13 protein-coding genes and 1 pseudogene are annotated in these 18,837 nt (G+C 52.1%); 3 read left to right on the forward strand and 11 right to left on the reverse strand.

Translation table 11 applies throughout. From position 1 onward, the window contains the following. The first annotated feature begins 255 nt into the window (after positions 1-255). Positions 256-2,961 (forward strand): HTH-type transcriptional regulator MalT, encoded by a 2,706-nt coding sequence (malT, locus tag HUZ68_RS21275; RefSeq protein WP_000906970.1) that lies wholly within the window; start codon positions 256-258, stop codon positions 2,959-2,961. A 42-nt stretch (positions 2,962-3,003) separates the two neighbouring features. Here malT and rtcA read toward each other — a convergent pair whose 3' ends face one another. Together rtcA and rtcB are read right to left on the reverse strand one after the other, a co-directional pair. Further along, on the reverse strand, positions 3,004-4,020 hold the full coding sequence (rtcA, locus tag HUZ68_RS21280; protein ID WP_033814698.1) for an RNA 3'-terminal phosphate cyclase: 1,017 nt from the start codon (positions 4,018-4,020) through the stop codon (positions 3,004-3,006). A 3-nt stretch (positions 4,021-4,023) separates the two neighbouring features. Continuing rightward, positions 4,024-5,250: an RNA-splicing ligase RtcB gene (gene rtcB / locus HUZ68_RS21285; protein ID WP_239593971.1), complete on the reverse strand. Its 1,227-nt coding sequence runs from the start codon at positions 5,248-5,250 to the stop codon at positions 4,024-4,026. 186 nt (positions 5,251-5,436) lie between these two features. On the opposite strand from rtcB, the gene rtcR reads away from it, so the two are divergent. Next, on the forward strand, positions 5,437-7,035 hold the full coding sequence (gene rtcR / locus HUZ68_RS21290) for a DNA-binding transcriptional regulator RtcR (RefSeq protein ID WP_033814696.1): 1,599 nt from the start codon (positions 5,437-5,439) through the stop codon (positions 7,033-7,035). On the opposite strand, the gene HUZ68_RS21295 is transcribed toward rtcR, so the two are convergent. Genes HUZ68_RS21295 through glpE form a run of 3 tightly spaced genes read right to left on the reverse strand, consistent with a single transcriptional unit; the run spans position 7,017 to position 8,993 of the window. Then, positions 7,017-7,775: a DeoR/GlpR family transcriptional regulator gene (locus HUZ68_RS21295; protein ID WP_000815099.1), complete on the reverse strand. Its 759-nt coding sequence runs from the start codon at positions 7,773-7,775 to the stop codon at positions 7,017-7,019. The two genes, rtcR and HUZ68_RS21295, sit on opposite strands and share 19 nt — an antisense overlap. A gap of 16 nt (positions 7,776-7,791) precedes the next feature. After that, the gene (glpG, locus tag HUZ68_RS21300; RefSeq protein WP_000928723.1) at positions 7,792-8,622 is read right to left on the reverse strand and encodes a rhomboid family intramembrane serine protease GlpG; all 831 of its coding nucleotides are present in this window, start codon (positions 8,620-8,622) and stop codon (positions 7,792-7,794) included. 44 nt (positions 8,623-8,666) lie between these two features. Further along, positions 8,667-8,993, reverse strand: coding sequence for a thiosulfate sulfurtransferase GlpE (gene glpE, locus HUZ68_RS21305; RefSeq protein WP_033814695.1), 327 nt, complete (start codon positions 8,991-8,993; stop codon positions 8,667-8,669). A 189-nt stretch (positions 8,994-9,182) separates the two neighbouring features. On the opposite strand from glpE, the gene glpD reads away from it, so the two are divergent. Next, the gene (gene glpD / locus HUZ68_RS21310) at positions 9,183-10,688 is read left to right on the forward strand and encodes a glycerol-3-phosphate dehydrogenase (protein ID WP_001613989.1); all 1,506 of its coding nucleotides are present in this window, start codon (positions 9,183-9,185) and stop codon (positions 10,686-10,688) included. Between the two features lie 186 nt (positions 10,689-10,874). Here glpD and HUZ68_RS21315 read toward each other — a convergent pair. The 6 genes and pseudogenes from HUZ68_RS21315 to glgC all read right to left on the reverse strand — a co-directional run. After that, a pseudogene (locus HUZ68_RS21315) lies at positions 10,875-10,979 on the reverse strand (hypothetical protein); the annotation flags it as partial. Beyond that, positions 10,979-11,971 carry a PstS family phosphate ABC transporter substrate-binding protein gene (locus HUZ68_RS21320; protein WP_239593972.1) on the reverse strand — a complete coding sequence of 331 codons (993 nt, stop codon included), beginning with the start codon at positions 11,969-11,971 and terminating at the stop codon, positions 10,979-10,981. The pseudogene HUZ68_RS21315 and the gene HUZ68_RS21320, both read right to left, overlap by 1 nt. 25 nt (positions 11,972-11,996) lie before the next feature. Then, positions 11,997-13,505 carry a PstS family phosphate ABC transporter substrate-binding protein gene (locus HUZ68_RS21325; protein WP_129468651.1) on the reverse strand — a complete coding sequence of 503 codons (1,509 nt, stop codon included), beginning with the start codon at positions 13,503-13,505 and terminating at the stop codon, positions 11,997-11,999. A gap of 125 nt (positions 13,506-13,630) precedes the next feature. Then, positions 13,631-16,078 carry a glycogen phosphorylase gene (gene glgP, locus HUZ68_RS21330; RefSeq protein WP_000993449.1) on the reverse strand — a complete coding sequence of 816 codons (2,448 nt, stop codon included), beginning with the start codon at positions 16,076-16,078 and terminating at the stop codon, positions 13,631-13,633. Between the two features lie 18 nt (positions 16,079-16,096). Next, positions 16,097-17,530: a glycogen synthase GlgA gene (gene glgA / locus HUZ68_RS21335; protein ID WP_001197646.1), complete on the reverse strand. Its 1,434-nt coding sequence runs from the start codon at positions 17,528-17,530 to the stop codon at positions 16,097-16,099. Further along, on the reverse strand, positions 17,530-18,825 hold the full coding sequence (gene glgC / locus HUZ68_RS21340) for a glucose-1-phosphate adenylyltransferase (protein ID WP_000253975.1): 1,296 nt from the start codon (positions 18,823-18,825) through the stop codon (positions 17,530-17,532). Before glgC ends, glgA begins: the two co-directional genes overlap by 1 nt. Positions 18,826-18,837 lie beyond the last annotated feature (12 nt).

An 18,837-nucleotide genomic window follows, 5' to 3' on the forward strand; every position in this document is an offset into this window, starting at 1 on the left:
TTTCATCAGGAATGAAGAAGAAACCCTTGCTTAAATGAATCTGATGAACATAAGGGAAACCAGTATTCACGCTGGATCAGCGTCGTTTTAGGTGAGTTGTTAATAAAGATTTGGAATTGTGACACAGTGCAAATTCAGACACATAAAAAAACGTCATCGCTTGCATTAGAAAGGTTTCTGGCCGACCTTATAACCATTAATTACGAAGCGCAAAAAAATAATATTTCCTCATTTTCCACAGTGAAGTGATTAACTATGCTGATTCCGTCAAAATTAAGTCGTCCGGTTCGACTCGACCATACCGTGGTTCGTGAGCGCCTGCTGGCTAAACTTTCCGGCGCGAACAACTTCCGGCTGGCGCTGATCACAAGTCCTGCGGGCTACGGTAAGACCACGCTCATTTCCCAGTGGGCGGCAGGCAAAAACGATATCGGCTGGTACTCGCTGGACGAAGGTGATAACCAGCAAGAGCGTTTCGCCAGCTATCTCATTGCCGCCGTGCAACAGGCAACCAACGGTCACTGTGCGATATGTGAGACGATGGCGCAAAAACGGCAATATGCCAGCCTGACGTCACTCTTCGCCCAGCTTTTCATTGAGCTGGCGGAATGGCATAGCCCACTTTATCTGGTCATCGATGACTATCATCTGATCACTAATCCAGTGATCCACGAGTCAATGCGCTTCTTTATTCGCCATCAACCAGAAAATCTCACCCTGGTGGTGTTGTCACGCAACCTTCCGCAACTGGGCATTGCCAATCTGCGTGTTCGTGATCAACTGCTGGAAATTGGCAGTCAGCAACTGGCATTTACCCATCAGGAAGCGAAGCAGTTTTTTGATTGCCGTCTGTCATCGCCGATTGAAGCCGCAGAAAGCAGTCGGATTTGCGATGACGTTTCCGGTTGGGCGACGGCACTACAGCTAATCGCCCTCTCCGCCCGGCAGAATACCCACTCAGCCCATAAGTCGGCACGCCGCCTGGCGGGAATCAATGCCAGCCATCTTTCGGATTATCTGGTCGATGAGGTTCTGGATAACGTCGATCTCGCAACGCGCCATTTTCTGTTGAAAAGCGCCATTTTGCGCTCAATGAACGATGCACTCATCACCCGTGTGACCGGCGAAGAAAACGGGCAAATGCGCCTCGAAGAGATTGAGCGTCAGGGGCTGTTTTTACAGCGGATGGATGATACCGGCGAGTGGTTCTGCTATCACCCGCTGTTTGGCAACTTCCTGCGCCAGCGCTGCCAGTGGGAACTGGCGGCGGAGCTGCCGGAAATCCACCGTGCCGCCGCAGAAAGCTGGATGGCCCAGGGATTTCCCAGCGAAGCGATTCATCATGCGCTGGCGGCAGGCGATGCGCTGATGCTGCGCGATATTCTGCTTAATCACGCCTGGAGTCTGTTCAACCATAGCGAACTGTCGCTGCTGGAAGAGTCGCTTAAGGCCCTGCCGTGGGACAGCTTGCTGGAAAATCCGCAGTTGGTGTTATTGCAGGCGTGGCTGATGCAAAGCCAACATCGCTACGGCGAAGTTAACACCCTGCTAGCCCGTGCTGAACATGAAATCAAGGACATCAGAGAAGGCACCATGCACGCAGAATTTAACGCTCTGCGCGCCCAGGTGGCGATTAACGATGGTAATCCGGATGAAGCGGAACGGCTGGCAAAACTGGCACTGGAAGAGCTGCCGCCGGGCTGGTTCTATAGCCGCATTGTGGCAACCTCGGTGCTGGGTGAAGTGCTGCACTGCAAAGGCGAATTGACCCGCTCACTGGCGCTAATGCAGCAAACCGAACAGATGGCACGCCAGCACGACGTCTGGCACTACGCCTTATGGAGTTTAATTCAGCAAAGTGAAATTCTGTTTGCCCAAGGGTTCCTGCAAACCGCGTGGGAAACGCAGGAAAAAGCGTTCCAGCTGATCAACGAGCAGCATCTGGAACAGTTGCCGATGCATGAGTTTCTGGTGCGCATCCGAGCACAACTGTTATGGGCCTGGGCACGGCTGGATGAAGCCGAAGCGTCGGCGCGTAGCGGGATTGAAGTCTTGTCGTCTTATCAGCCACAGCAACAGCTTCAGTGCCTGGCAATGTTGATTCAATGCTCGCTGGCCCGTGGTGATTTAGATAACGCCCGTAGCCAGTTGAACCGTCTGGAAAACCTGCTGGGGAATGGCAAATATCACAGCGACTGGATCTCTAACGCCAACAAAGTCCGGGTGATTTACTGGCAAATGACCGGCGATAAAGCCGCCGCTGCCAACTGGTTGCGTCATACGGCTAAACCGGAGTTTGCGAACAACCACTTCCTGCAAGGTCAATGGCGCAACATTGCCCGTGCACAAATCTTGCTGGGCGAGTTTGAACCGGCAGAAATTGTTCTCGAAGAACTCAATGAAAATGCCCGCAGTCTGCGGTTGATGAGCGATCTCAATCGTAACCTGTTGCTGCTAAATCAACTGTACTGGCAGGCCGGACGTAAAAGTGACGCCCAGCGCGTGTTGCTGGACGCATTAAAACTGGCGAATCGCACCGGATTTATCAGTCATTTTGTCATCGAAGGCGAAGCGATGGCGCAACAACTGCGCCAGCTGATTCAACTCAATACGCTGCCGGAACTGGAACAGCATCGCGCACAGCGTATTCTGCGAGAAATCAATCAACATCATCGGCATAAATTCGCCCATTTCGATGAGAATTTCGTTGAACGTCTGCTAAATCATCCAGAAGTGCCAGAACTGATCCGCACCAGCCCATTGACCCAACGTGAATGGCAGGTCCTGGGGCTGATTTACTCCGGTTACAGCAACGAACAAATTGCGGGTGAACTGGAAGTGGCGGCGACCACCATCAAGACGCATATCCGCAATCTGTACCAAAAACTCGGCGTCGCCCACCGTCAGGCTGCCGTGCAGCACGCGCAGAAACTGCTGAAGATGATGGGTTATGGGGTGTGAGTTTAGCCGGATAATGCATTGGATCCGGCTTACATCTTTATATCATTCAATACTCACCCGCGTTACGCCATCTGTTTCTATCAAACCAAACCGTACCGGCAAGAAACGCTCCACCACGGCGATATTGGTCAGCAGATGGCATGAAGGATGGGCGACCGTAAATTCTCCCGCGCCCGCCAGCGCCATCGGTAGCACCAGCTGGTCGGCGAGATATTCCCCCACTGCCGCCGGGCTTGCCAGGTAGCGTTTCACCTCTTTCACCAACTGTGCCGCGACCACCTCGGCACTGACGCGCTTTTCACCGACGACAAAAAAGCGTTCGGTGATATTTTCACTTTCGACTTCAAGCGAGACGGTATTACCCGGCCCCTGGTCGCGCGGCAGGTTATGAATATTCTGCTCATGCAGGGAAAAACTTGCCGCCAGCGTAGCGATTTCACGCTCAGCGACATGCCGCGGCACGCCAGCCAGTAACACCTCACCACGCATCCGCACAATGTTCCCGCGCTCGCCAAGTTGCAAGGTGTTAAACGATGTCACGGGCGAGACTTCCGTTGCTACCACGCCGCCTCCGGCAGGGTAAAAACCGTGGCGTAATAACGTGGTTTGCTGATGGATTCCCATTTTCGCCAGCAGCGGCTCCAGCACCCGGCGGATAAAATCCGCAGGCGGCGCCGACGGGTTATCGGTGCCGCCGCTCACTTCAACACGCGATGGCCCATCGGCAAACCACAACGCGGGCAGCACCGTTTGCAGCACCAGCATACAGCTTCCGGCGCTACCGATAGCAAAGCGGTAATCGCCACCGCGCACGGTACCGGGCCGGAAGACCAGACGCTGCGACCCCAGCTCCGCGCCTTCCACCGTCGCCCCGCAAATTTCCGTCGCCGCCTTTACCGCCGTCAGATGCTGGCGCAACAGTCCCGGTTTTGCCCGCCCGGCACGAATGCCGGTGATGGTAAATGGCTGGCCGGTTATCATCGACAGACTCAGCGCCGAGCGCAGGATCTGCCCGCCGCCTTCGCCCTGTGCGCCATCCAGCGCAATCATCCTTTTCATCATTTATCCTTTTACACACACCACCTGACGCAGGGCATAGATAACTTCCACCAGATCGCTTTGTGCCGCCATCACCGCATCAATATCTTTATACGCCATCGGGATTTCGTCGATCACTTCGGCATCTTTACGGCATTCTACATGCGCGGTGGCACGAATTTGATCTTCCACGCTGAACAGTTTTTTCGCTTTAGTACGGCTCATTACCCGCCCGGCACCGTGGCTGCACGAACAGAACGACTCTTCATTTCCCAGTCCACGAACGATAAAGCTTTTTGCCCCCATCGAACCGGGAATAATTCCATATTGACCAGCACGCGCAGACACCGCGCCTTTACGCGTCACGTAGATCTCTTCACCAAAGTGCTGTTCTTTTTGCACATAGTTGTGGTGACAGTTGATCTCTTCCATCGCCAGCGTTTGTGGCTGTCTGACCGTTTTCTGCGTAATGCTCTGCAACGCTGTTACCACGTTTTCCATCATCGCATCGCGGTTAAGGCTGGCAAAAAGCTGCACCCAGGCCACGGCTTTCAGGTAATCATCAAAGTATTCCGTACCTTCCATAAAGTACGCCAGATCACGTGACGGCAACGTCTCAAGTTGGTCCTGCATCTCTTTTTGCGCCAGATCGATAAAGTAAGTCCCGATGGCGTTACCAATTCCGCGTGAACCGGAGTGCAGCATAATCCACACCTGCTCCGACTCATCAAGGCAGATTTCAATAAAGTGGTTACCCGTTCCCAGCGTTCCCAGGTGTTTATAGTTGTTAGTGTTAAGGAAACGCGGATATTTTTGCGTTAACCACTGATAACCGGCCTCCAGCTCAGCCCATTTCGCATCGACGTTAACAGGCGGGTTTTCCCATGCGCCTTTATCACGTTTACAACGGCCAGTGGTACGCCCGTGCGGCACCGCAGTTTCAATCGCCTGACGCAGCTCCGCCAGGTTTTCAGGCAGATCTGCCGCCGTTAACGCGGTACGCAGCGCGTTCATTCCACAGCCAATATCCACGCCCACCGCCGCCGGAATAATCGCCCCTTTGGTCGGGATCACGCTACCAATGGTGGAACCTTTACCCAGGTGTACATCAGGCATTACCGCAATATGTTTGAAAATAAACGGCATCTTCGCCGTATTAATAAGTTGCTGACGCGCATCGGCTTCTACCGGCACGCCTTTGGTCCACATTTTTACCGGGGCATTTTCAGTGGTCAGTAATTCGTAATTCATTTTGTTTTTCTCTTTTCGTTGGTATGTCCTGATAATTGCAACCGTCGTGCCAGAAAATTAAATAAGCAGATTAATTTTTTAATTCATTGTTTTAAAAAAGATTATATCTTTACGTCCGTAACCGGAGATTTCCCGCAAAGCCGATTTACCGATAATGAAATATCGTCTTTTATAAGGATATCTAAGATGCGTAAAACAGTGGCTTTTGGCTTTGTCGGAACGGTGCTGGATTATGCCGGGCGCGGCAGTCAGCGCTGGTCGAAATGGCGTCCGACGCTTTGTTTATGCCAGCAAGAATCGTTGGTCATCGATCGACTGGAATTATTGCATGACGCCCGCTCGCGCTCGCTATTTGAAACGCTTAAACGCGATATCGCCAGCGTTTCGCCAGAAACAGAAGTGGTGAGCGTTGAGATTGAACTGCATAACCCGTGGGATTTCGAAGAGGTTTACGCCTGCCTGCATGATTTCGCCCGTGGTTACGAGTTTCAGCCAGAAAAAGAAGACTATTTAATTCACATCACCACCGGCACCCACGTCGCGCAGATTTGCTGGTTTCTGCTGGCGGAAGCGCGTTACCTGCCCGCCCGGTTGATACAATCTTCACCTCCGCGCAAAAAAGAACAGCCGCGCGGCCCAGGTGAAGTGACGATTATCGATCTCGATTTAAGCCGTTATAACGCCATCGCCAGCCGCTTTGCCGAGGAACGCCAGCAAACGCTTGATTTTCTTAAGTCCGGCATTGCCACGCGTAACCCGCACTTCAACCGCATGATTGAACAGATCGAAAAAGTGGCGATTAAATCCCGCGCACCGATCCTGCTAAACGGCCCAACCGGTGCGGGCAAGTCATTTCTGGCGCGACGTATATTTGAATTAAAACAGGCGCGGCATCAGTTTAGCGGCGCGTTTGTGGAAGTGAACTGCGCAACCCTGCGCGGCGATACCGCCATGTCGACGCTGTTTGGTCATGTGAAAGGCGCGTTTACCGGGGCGCGGGAATCTCGTGAAGGATTATTACGCAGCGCCAACGGCGGAATGTTGTTTCTTGATGAGATTGGCGAACTGGGCGCAGACGAACAGGCAATGCTGCTTAAAGCCATTGAAGAAAAAACCTTTTATCCGTTTGGCAGCGATCGCCAGGTGAGCAGTAATTTTCAGCTCATCGCCGGAACGGTGCGCGATTTACGCCAGCTGGTTGCAGAAGGCAAATTCCGCGAAGATCTATACGCGCGGATCAATCTCTGGACCTTCACCCTGCCGGGGCTGCGCCAGCGTCAGGAAGATATTGAACCGAACCTGGATTATGAAGTGGAGCGCCACGCCTCACTCACTGGCGACAGCGTGCGTTTTAACACCGAAGCGCGGCGTGCCTGGCTGGCCTTTGCGACATCTCCCCAGGCAACATGGCGCGGTAACTTTCGCGAGCTTTCTGCCAGCGTCACGCGGATGGCTACCTTTGCCACTAGCGGACGCATCACTCTGGAAGTGGTGGAAGATGAGATAAACCGTCTGCGCTATAACTGGCAGGAGAGTCGCCCCTCCGCGCTTACGCAGCTACTGGGCGCAGAGGCAGAAAACATCGATCTCTTCGACCGTATGCAACTGGAACACGTTATCGCTATCTGCCGCCAGGCAAAGTCGCTTTCTGCAGCCGGACGACAGCTTTTTGATGTTTCGCGCCAGGGCAAAGCCAGCGTCAACGACGCGGATCGGCTACGCAAATACCTGGCGCGTTTTGGTCTGACGTGGGAAGCATTGCAGGATCAGCACAGCTCCAGTTGAATATGGTGGTCCGTCAGCACCTGCATCACGCTTACTGGCGGCGGGGCATCGGTGTAGACGGCATCTACCATGCTGATGCTGCCCATATTGACCATCGCGTTACGGCCAAATTTCGAGTGATCGACAACCAGCATAACGTGGCGCGAGTTCTCAATAATGGCGCGTTTGGTGCGAACTTCGTGGTAATCGAACTCCAGCAGCGAGCCGTCGCTATCGATGCCGCTTATCCCCAGAATGCCGAAATCAAGGCGGAACTGGGAGATAAAATCGAGCGTCGCTTCGCCAATGATCCCGCCATCGCGGCTGCGTAATTCGCCACCGGCGAGAATAATGCGGAAATCTTCTTTTACCATCAACGTGTTAGCAACATTGAGATTGTTGGTGACAATACGCAAATTGCTGTGATTAAGCAGCGCGTGCGCCACCGCTTCCGGCGTGGTGCCAATATCGATAAACAGCGTCGAGCCGTTGGGGATTTGCTCCGCCACTTTACGGGCGATGCGCTCTTTTTCTTCGGTCTGGGTGGCCTTGCGATCGTGCCACGGCGTGTTAACCGAACTGGAAGGCAGCGCCGCACCGCCGTGATGGCGCAGGATCAGGTTTTGCTCCGCCAGCTCATTGAGGTCGCGGCGAATAGTCTGCGGGCTGACGGAGAAATGCTCTACTAGCTCTTCGGTACTGACATAACCCTGCTGTTTAACCAGTTCGATAATACCGTTGTGACGTTGTGTTTGTTTCATTTCTAAATCCCTGGAATTATTTTCGTTTTCGCGCATTGAGCGAATCAACAAAAGCCATCGCTAAACCCACGGCTAACCCGGCGATGTGTGCTCCGTTCGCCATCGACATCCCAAACAAATCAAACCATCCGGCGACAATCCAGATCAGCGCAAAGATAATTAACCCACGTTGCAGGTAAATGCCACTTTGCGGATCGCGTTCGCCACGTAGCCAGACGTAGCCCATCAGCGCATACACCACGCCAGAAAGCCCGCCAAACCACGGCCCGCTGAATTTTTGCTGCACATAGCCGCTTAACAGGGCGCTGATAAGCGTAATGACAATTAGCTTACCGCTACCGAGGCGTTTTTCCACCGCACCGCCGAGATACCACCACCAGAGCAGGTTAAAGAGGATATGCATCAGCGAGAAGTGCATTAACGCGTGGGTGAAGTAACGCCAGAACTCAAATTTCAGTGTTGGATCGAATGGCCAGGCCAGCCATAACATCACTTCCTGATCGCCGAGAATTTGCATGGCAATAAACACCACCACGCAGGCGATCATCATCACCCAGGTTACCGGACCTGCGCGTTCACGCAAGGCGGCAAAGAAAGGATAACGGCGATAATGCAGGCCACTGCCGGTATGGCCTGCCTGCCAGCTCGCCGCCAGATAACGCGGATCTGCCGGATTTTCGAGAAAACGCGCCAGCTCCGCCCGTACGCGCTCGGCCTGGGACTCATCCGCCAGCCAGACATCGCTTTGGTTATGTTGTTGAATCGTGAGGATAACACCCTGCGTCGCCATGTAATCAACAAACGCCTGCGCCACGCGGGGGTTAGCAAAAGAGGTAATCATCAACATCGTTGCTGTCGCTTATTCCACACAAAAGGGGACAGTATAAAGCGTTACGCGCCGTACGCCACCTCTGCGGGAAACTGACGTTGCCAGGCTTCAAAGCCGCCATCAATGCTATAGACCACATCGTAGCCCTGTTGCAGCAGATACTGCGCCGCGCCTTTGCTGCTATTACCGTGGTAACACATCACCATCACCGGTGTGTCAAAGTCGTTATCACGCATAAACGCGCCCAGTGTGTCGTTGGTTAAATGGAAAGCCTGCACCGCATGCCCCATTGCGAAACTCTGTGGATCGCGAATATCGACCAGCACCACCTCTTTTTCCTGCAACTTCTGGTGCGCGTCGGCAACGTTAATACATTCGAACTGATCCATGCGTCTCTCTTTCTTTACAAACAAGTGGGCAAATTTACCGCACAGTTTACGTCGAAGCGGCAGATAAACGCCATAATGTTATACATATCACTCTAAAATGTTTTTTCAATGTTACCTAAAGCGCGATTCTTTGCTAATATGTTCGATAACGAACATTTATGAGCTTTAACGAAAGTGAATGAGGGCAGCATGGAAACCAAAGATCTGATTGTGATAGGTGGCGGCATCAATGGTGCTGGTATCGCGGCAGACGCCGCTGGACGCGGTTTATCCGTGCTGATGCTGGAGGCGCAGGATCTCGCTTGCGCGACCTCTTCCGCCAGTTCAAAACTCATTCACGGTGGCCTGCGCTACCTTGAGCACTATGAATTCCGCCTGGTCAGCGAGGCGCTGGCTGAACGTGAAGTGCTGCTGAAAATGGCCCCGCATATCGCCTTCCCGATGCGTTTTCGCCTGCCACATCGTCCGCATCTGCGCCCGGCGTGGATGATTCGCATTGGTCTGTTTATGTACGATCATCTGGGTAAACGCACCAGCCTGCCGGGATCAACTGGTTTGCGTTTTGGCGCAAATTCAGTGTTAAAACCGGAAATTAAGCGCGGATTCGAATATTCCGACTGTTGGGTAGACGATGCCCGTCTGGTGCTCGCCAACGCCCAGATGGTAGTGCGTAAAGGCGGCGAAGTGCTTACTCGTACTCGTGCTACTTCTGCTCGTCGCGAAAACGGCCTGTGGATTGTGGAAGCGGAAGATATCGATACCGGCAAAAAATATAGCTGGCAAGCGCGCGGCCTGGTTAACGCCACCGGCCCGTGGGTGAAACAGTTCTTCGACGAGGGGATGCATCTGCCTTCGCCTTATGGCATTCGCCTGATCAAAGGCAGCCATATTGTGGTGCCGCGCGTGCATACCCAAAAGCAGGCCTACATTCTGCAAAACGAAGATAAACGTATTGTGTTCGTGATCCCGTGGATGGACGAGTTTTCCATCATCGGCACCACCGATGTGGAATACAAAGGCGATCCGAAAGCGGTGAAGATTGAAGAGAGTGAAATCAATTACCTGCTGAATGTGTATAACGCGCACTTTAAAAAGCAGTTAAGCCGTGACGATATCGTCTGGACCTACTCCGGTGTGCGACCACTATGTGATGATGAGTCCGACTCGCCGCAGGCTATTACCCGTGATTACACCCTTGATATTCATGATGAAAATGGCAAAGCACCGCTGCTGTCGGTATTCGGCGGTAAGCTGACCACCTACCGAAAACTGGCGGAACATGCGCTGGAAAAACTAACGCCGTATTATCAGGGTATTGGCCCGGCATGGACGAAAGAGAGCGTGCTACCGGGTGGCGCCATCGAGGGCGACCGCGACGATTATGCCGCTCGCTTACGCCGCCGTTATCCGTTCCTGACCGAATCGCTGGCACGTCATTACGCGCGTACTTATGGCAGCAACAGCGAGCTGCTGCTCGGCAATGCGGGAGCGGTAAGCGATCTTGGGGAAGATTTCGGTCATGAGTTCTACGAAACGGAGCTGAAATATCTGGTCGACCACGAGTGGGTCCGCCGCGCCGACGATGCCCTGTGGCGTCGCACAAAACAAGGTATGTGGCTAAGTGCGGAACAACAATCTCGTGTGAGTCAGTGGTTGGTGGAGTATACGCAGCAGAAGCTGTCACTGGCGTCGTGATTTAATGTAAGGTGGCCAGGTCAGATTTCAATCTGACCTGAGACTGATGACAAACCAAAAAACTGCCAGATGCGCTACGCTTATCTGGCCTACGTTGTTTATACAATATATTGAATTTGCATGATTTTGTAGGCCTGATAAGGCGTTCACGCCGCATCAGGCATGAACAAAGTGCACTTTGTCAACGATAATACAAGCAGCCAGCGCAACCACCGTCGGCCACACCAACAACGGCACAATAACAAAGCCAAGAAATAACGGATAAATATAAAGTCTGATTATATTCATCATTATTGTCCTGATGATTCGGGGGATGCTTCATACAGCGGCACATACCCCACATCCTCTACCAACTGTTGCCCCTGCGGACTTAAAAACCAGTCAACAAATTTCTGCGTTTCCGGCGTGGGATTTTCACGCGTCACCATATAGGCATCCACAATGTATGGATAAGTGCCGTTGCGGATATTTTCCTCGGTAGGCGCAACGCCATTTATAGCCAAAAGTTTAATCTGCTTGCGCATTTTGAGCATATTGTCATTCATACGAGTGACGTAATAGTGGAAGGTGTACCCAATGGAAGATGGCGTGTTTTGATAGTCGGCAACTTCAGTAATTAAACCGCCCATAAGATCAATCACAGTGGATTTTTTAGCTGGCAGCATTGGGGTGTCTTGCATAACCAACCCCTTCATAATCGTTTGGCTTCCAGAATCTTCAGGGCGCTGCCAGACTTTTATATGTTCGTCACTACCACCTACTTTATTCCAGCGGCTAGTTTTGCCGCTAAAAATATCTTTAACCTGGTGCTCAGAGAGAGAATTTACCGGGTTATTAATATCAACGATAAAGACAAAGGCTTCGCGGGCGAAAGCGGTATATTTCAGTTTAACACCCGCTTCTTTTGCACGTTTTTTCTGTCCTTCCGACGGTTGTGCAACAAAAATAACCGTCGCGGAACCTTTAATCAGACTATCGTAGGCTTCAGCTGTTCGGATTTGCTGCAAACCATACGCCTGCCAGGCCAGCGAGGTTCGATCCTTATCTTTTGGCTTGGGTACTAATTTATAATACGCGGAGGCATACAGCGGGTATAAGGCTGTAGCGCCGTACACTCTCGGCCATCTTGACCAATCATCGCTGTAACGTAATGCAGGTTGCCCCCGCAGAGACGTCAGTCCATGGCTCTCTTCTTCCCTGACGCTGTTATAGTACCCTTCCCGGTCGACACATCCCGCCAGTAACGCCGTGCCTAATAGTAAAACACCGGTGAATTTATTCATCTCGCTGATTCCTTTCTCTCGAGCGTTATTCCATTGTTGGATACAGCGGCACATATCCCACATCTTCCACCAGACTCTGCCCCTGCGGCGTTAAAAACCATTCCACCAATTTTTGTGTCTCTGACGTCGTATTTTCCCGCGTTACCATAAAGGCATCGACGATATAGGGATATTTGCCGTTGCGAATATTTTCCGCCGTCGATGTAATACCGTTAATCGCTAGCAGTTTTATATTTTTATCGGCGTTCATTTGTGTTGCGTAATAACGGAAGGTGTAACCTATTGCGTTGTTTGTATTACGATATTCGGCAACGACTTTAATCATTCCCTTCATTACGCTTGCCACTTCGGTTTCCTGCGGCGAGATCATACGGACATTTTTCATGACCTGCGATTGCATCACCGTCTGGCTGCCAGAGTCTTCCGGGCGTTGCCAGGTCTGGATCTCCTGATCGTTACCGCCAACAGTATGCCAGTTGGTAATTGCACCACTGAAAATGTCACGCACCTGTTGTTCAGTCAGGGAATTAACCGGATTATCCGCATTGACGATGAAAACGAATGCTTCACGGGCAAAGGGGGTGTACAGCAAAGTGACACCAGATTCCTTTGCACGTTTTTTTTGCCCACCGGAAGGTTGCGCCACGAAAATAATATCAGCATCGCCCTTAACGATTTTGTTATATGCTTCTGGCGTACGAGAGTTTTCCAGATAATCCCAAACGTGAAAATCCTCTGGTATTACACTTAATGCATAAAATGCAGAAGCATAAATTGGGTACGCAGCCGTGGCGCCATCGATTCGCGGCCAGTTTTGCCTAAACTGAATTTGCGGTTTGCCACGCAGCGGCGTCAGTCGATTATTGAGTTTATCGGGTCGCCAGGCCCAGATATCAATATTTTCGCGTACACCGACACCAGGATTTTGCTGCTTATATAAATGGGCCTGATACCCGGCGACAATACCAAGTAAGAGAAGTAGAAACAGGAGTAAGTTACGGCAACGTAGTCCGGACGTGCCGGATAAAGGATATCTGGTCGGCCAGGCGTATCCCAGCGAAAAACTGATATGCGCCCCAACGGGAATAATGACCATCCACCAGTACTCACCTCCGACTACTGAGACTAACAAAACGCCCAGCCAGGGGAGCATAAGATCAGCCAACCAACCCGATCCCATCTGGTGAAATTGATAATCTGCCAGATGCAGCGCGATTATCCAGCCAACCAGGGTTAATAGCGCGGGTAAGAGAAAAAAGCATTGCCGCCAGACGGCTATTTCTCTGTTTTCTGGCGCGCTATCACCGGCCCACACGCGACCAGAGAAAAATATTATTATCGCCCCCAGCGTCAGCATAAAGACGTTGAGTAGAAGGTAAATTGTTGGCGTGATAAGGATATTACAAACTTCAATAATACCGGCAAGTCCGACACCCAGCATAGCAACAACCGCTGCCAAAAATTGCGCCAGTATGGGGATGCCGAAAAAAGTCATTATCAGCGAGGTCAAAATCCATTTTCTATTTGGCATCATTCTGTCCATTCTTCCTGAATGACGGAATTATACTCCCCGAGAACCCTCGCCCCCTCTGGACACTTTTCCGAAATAAAGGCGAAAAAAAACGGGACCTTGTGGCCCCGTTCTGTTTTTTAGCGAACTTACAATCTCACCGGATCGATATGCCAGATATGATCAGCGTACTCTTTGATAGTACGGTCAGAAGAGAAGTAGCCCATATTGGCAATGTTCAGCATCGCTTTTGCGGTCCACTCTTCCTGAAGCTCGTAGAGTTCATCGACTTTATCCTGACAATCGACATAGCTGCGATAATCCGCCAGTACCTGGTAGTGATCGCCGAAGTTGATCAGCGAATCAACCAGATCGCGATAGCGACCCGGATCTTCCGGACTGAATACACCGCTGCCGATTTGCGTCAGCACCTGATGCAGCTCCTCATCTTTCTCGTAGTATTCACGCGGTTTGTAGCCCTGACGACGCAGTTCTTCCACTTCTTCCGCTGTGTTACCAAAAATAAAGATATTGTCAGCACCGACATGATCCAGCATCTCGACATTCGCACCGTCCAACGTACCGATAGTCAGCGCACCGTTAAGCGCAAACTTCATGTTACTGGTGCCGGAAGCTTCCGTCCCTGCCAGCGAAATCTGTTCAGACAGATCTGCCGCCGGAATGATCAACTGCGCCAGGCTAACGCTGTAGTTCGGGATGAACACGACTTTCAGCTTATCGCCAATCTGCGGATCGTTGTTGATCACTTTCGCTACGTCATTGATCAAATGGATAATATGCTTCGCCATGTAATAGGCCGAAGCCGCCTTACCGCCAAAAATATTCACGCGCGGTACCCACTTCGCATCCGGGTCGGCCTTGATGCGGTTATAGCGGGTAATCACATGCAACACATTCATCAATTGACGTTTGTATTCGTGAATACGTTTGATTTGTACATCGAACAACGCCTTTGGATTCACCACCACATTCAGCTGCTGGGCGATATACTCTGCCAGACGCTTTTTGTTCTCCAGCTTCGCCTGATGCACAGCGTGATTAACCATTGGGAAATCACAGTGTTGTTGCAGCTCATTAAGCAGGCTAAGGTCGGTGCGCCAGTTACGGCCCAGGTGTTCGTCCAGCACGGCTGAAAGCGATGGGTTCGCTACCGCCAGCCAGCGACGCGGCGTCACACCGTTGGTGACGTTGGTGAAACGACCCGGGAAGATTTTCGCAAAGTCGGCAAACAACGATTGCACCATCAGATTAGAGTGCAGTTCCGATACACCGTTAACTTTGTGGCTCACAACAACCGCCAGCCAGGCCATACGCACACGACGACCGTTGGATTCATCAATGATCGACGCCCGTCCCAGCAGGTCGGTATCGTTCGGATACTGTTCCTGCAAGGTTTTCAGGAAATAGTCGTTGATTTCAAAGATGATCTGCAGGTGACGCGGCAGAATTTTACCCAGCATATCAACCGGCCAGGTTTCCAGCGCCTCGCTCATCAGCGTGTGGTTAGTGTAGGAGAAGACCTGACAACACACCTCAAACGCGTCGTCCCAGCTAAATTGGTGCTCATCGATCAGCAGACGCATCATCTCAGGAATCGACAGTACCGGATGGGTATCGTTGAGATGAATCGCGATTTTATCCGCCAGGTTATCGTAGGTTTTATGCAACTGATAATGGCGGCTTAAAATGTCCTGAATGGTCGAGGAAACCAGGAAGTATTCCTGACGCAGGCGCAGCTCACGCCCGGAGTAGGTGGAGTCATCCGGATACAGTACGCGAGATACGTTCTCGGAGTGGTTTTTATCTTCCACTGCCGCGAAGTAGTCACCCTGGTTGAATTTACCGAGGTTAATTTCGCTACTGGCTTGCGCACTCCACAAACGCAGCGTGTTGGTCGCGTCGGTGTCGTAACCCGGGATTATCTGATCGTAAGCGACTCCCAGAATCTCTTCGGTTTCAATCCAGCGCGTTTTTTTACCTTCCTGCTGAATGCGACCACCAAAACGGACTTTATAGCGCGTGTTGTGGCGTTTGAATTCCCACGGGTTACCGTATTCTAGCCAGTAATCAGGCGACTCTTTCTGGCTACCGTTAACGATGTTCTGCTTGAACATACCGTAGTCATAGCGGATGCCGTAACCGCGTCCCGGCAACCCTAACGTCGCCAGAGAATCGAGGAAGCAAGCCGCCAGACGTCCCAGGCCACCGTTACCGAGGCCCGGGTCATTTTCTTCATCAATCAGCTCTTCGAGATTTAACCCCATCGCTTCCAGTGCGCCCTGTACATCTTCGTAAATTCCTAGCGACAACATGGCGTTGGAGAGCGTACGGCCAATCAAAAACTCCATCGACAGGTAGTAAACCTGACGAGTTTCTTGCGACAACTGGGCACGGTTTGAACGTAACCAGCGCTCCACGAGACGATCGCGCACAGCAAATAACGTTGCGTTCAGCCATTCATGTTTATTGGCGACGACCGGGTCCTTTCCAATCGTAAACATCAGCTTGTAAGCGATAGAGTGCTTAAGAGCTTCTACGCTAAGCGTGGGCGATGAATATGTAAACGGAGCATTCATATAGGCGTTTCCTGAAAACTATTTCAAGCGATAGTAAAGCTCACGGTACGACTTCGCCGCGACCTGCCAGCTAAAATCCATTGCCATAGCCTGACGTTGCACAAACCGCCACAGTGAAGGACGGGACCACAGTACAAAAGCACGTCGAATAGCCCGTAACAGCGACCAGGCATTACTATCTTCAAAGACAAACCCACTGGCGACGCCATCTGCAAGGTTCTCAAGAGAACAGTCAGAAACCGTATCAGCAAGCCCACCGGTGCGCCGCACTAACGGCAGCGTACCGTACTTCAATCCATAAAGTTGCGTTAAGCCGCACGGTTCAAAACGGCTGGGCACCAGAATGACGTCCGCGCCGCCCATAATGCGATGCGAAAATGCTTCGTGATAGCCAATCTGAACGCCCACCTGGCCGGGGTATTCCGCTGCCGCCGCAAGGAAACCTTCCTGCAGCACCGGATCGCCCGCGCCGAGTAGCGCCAGCTGCCCGCCCTGCTCCAGAAGGCCCGGTAAGGCTTCCAGCACCAGGTCGAGACCTTTCTGGCTGGTCAGACGGCTCACCACTGCAAAAAGCGGCACTTTATCGTCAACCTTAAGCCCCATTGCGATTTGTAACTGGCGCTTATTTTCCGCTTTATCTTCCAACGTATCGCGGGTGTAACGCGAGGCCAACAGTAAGTCCGTCTCTGGACTCCAGATTTTCTCGTCCACGCCGTTCAGTACGCCGGAAAGACGCCCTTCACGGTGACGCTGTTGCAACAGACCTTCCATACCGTAGGCAAACTGCGGTTCGGTGATCTCGCGAGCGTAGGTTGGACTGACCGCCGTAATGTGATCGGCATAGTACAGACCGGCCTTCAGGAAAGAGATTTGTCCGTTGAATTCCAGCCCATGAATATTAAAGAATGACCATGGCAATTGGATGTCATTCATGTGATGTGCATAAAACATGCCTTGATAGGCCAGGTTGTGCACAGTAAACACCGACTTCGCCGGACGCCCGCGCGCCGCCAGATACGCAGGCGCAAGGCCTGCATGCCAGTCGTGCGCATGCACCACATCAGGACGCCAGAATGGGTCAAGCCCGCTGGCCATTTCTGCCCCAACCCACCCCAGCAGCGCAAAACGCAATACGTTGTCGGTATAGGCAAATAAGTTGGTATCGTGATACGGGCTTCCCGGACGATCATAGAGATGCGGCGCGTCAATCAGGTATATGCCAACCCCGTTGTAATGACCGAACAACAGCGTGATATGCCCGGCGAAGGTATCACGACGGGATACTACCTGCGCATCGGTCACGCCACGGCGAATATCGGGAAATGCAGGCAACAGTACGCGAGCGTCAACGCCGTCTGCGATTTGTGCTGCGGGTAATGCCCCAATAACATCAGCCAGACCGCCGGTTTTAAGCAGCGGGAACATCTCTGAACATACATGTAAAACCTGCATTATCGCTCCTGTTTATGCCCTAACTTCCGTAGCATTTCGCGCGTTACCAGCACGATGCCTTCTTCTGAACGATAGAAACGACGTGCATCTTCCTCTGCGTTTTCACCAATCACCATGCCTTCCGGAATAACACAAGCACGATCAATGACGCAGCGGCGCAGACGGCACGAGCGACCTACCCATACTTCCGGTAACAATACGGCGGAATCAATGTTGCAGAATGAATTCACGCGAACGCGCGAGAACAGAACGGACTGCACCACCACCGAACCGGAGATCACACAACCGCCGGAAACCAGTGAGTTAAGGGTCATCCCGTGGCTACCGGAGCGATCCTGCACGAATTTCGCTGGCGGTAATGATTCATTGTAGGTGCGAATTGGCCAATTGCGATCGTACATATCCAGCTCCGGCACCACAGAGGCCAGATCGAGGTTCGCTTTCCAGTAAGCTTCCAGCGTACCCACATCGCGCCAGTACGGCTCGGCATCCGGGTCGGATTGTACGCAAGAGAGCGGGAACGGGTGCGCATAGGCCAGACCGGCTTCGGTGATCTTGGGAATCAAATCTTTGCCAAAGTCGTGGCTGGAGTTCTCATCGCGATCGTCTTCTTCCAGCAGTTCATACAGATAGTCGGCGTCAAAGACGTAGATACCCATACTCGCCAGAGATTTGCTCGGATCGTTCGGCATTGACGGCGGGTTAGCAGGTTTTTCAACGAATTCGATAATTTTATCGTTCTCATCAACCGCCATAACGCCAAATGCGGAGGCTTCTTCAATCGGTACTGGCATACAAGCAACGGTGCAACGTGCGCCTTTTTCGACGTGATCGATAAGCATACGCGAGTAGTCTTGCTTGTAGATATGGTCGCCCGCCAGGATCACCACGTATTCCGCTTTATAACGGCGGATAATGTCGAGGTTTTGGGTGACCGCATCTGCGGTGCCGCGATACCAGTTTTCCCCTTTCATTCTCTGCTGTGCTGGCAGCAGATCGACAAACTCGTTCATTTCTTCATTGAAGAATGACCAGCCGCGCTGAATGTGCTGCACCAGAGTGTGGGACTGGTACTGGGTGATCACGCCCATACGACGGATCCCGGAGTTGATGCAGTTAGACAGCGCAAAGTCGATAATGCGGAACTTACCGCCGAAGTGTACGGCCGGTTTTGCTCGCTTATTGGTTAAATCCTTCAGGCGGGTACCACGTCCTCCCGCCAGTATCAGGGCAACAGATTTCAATGGCAGCTGGCGCGCCAACATTAAGTGATCGTTCTTCTCTAAACTAACCATGACTAACTCCTT

It is taken from the genome of Shigella dysenteriae, from assembly GCF_022354085.1.
GTDB lineage: Bacteria > Pseudomonadota > Gammaproteobacteria > Enterobacterales > Enterobacteriaceae > Escherichia > Escherichia coli.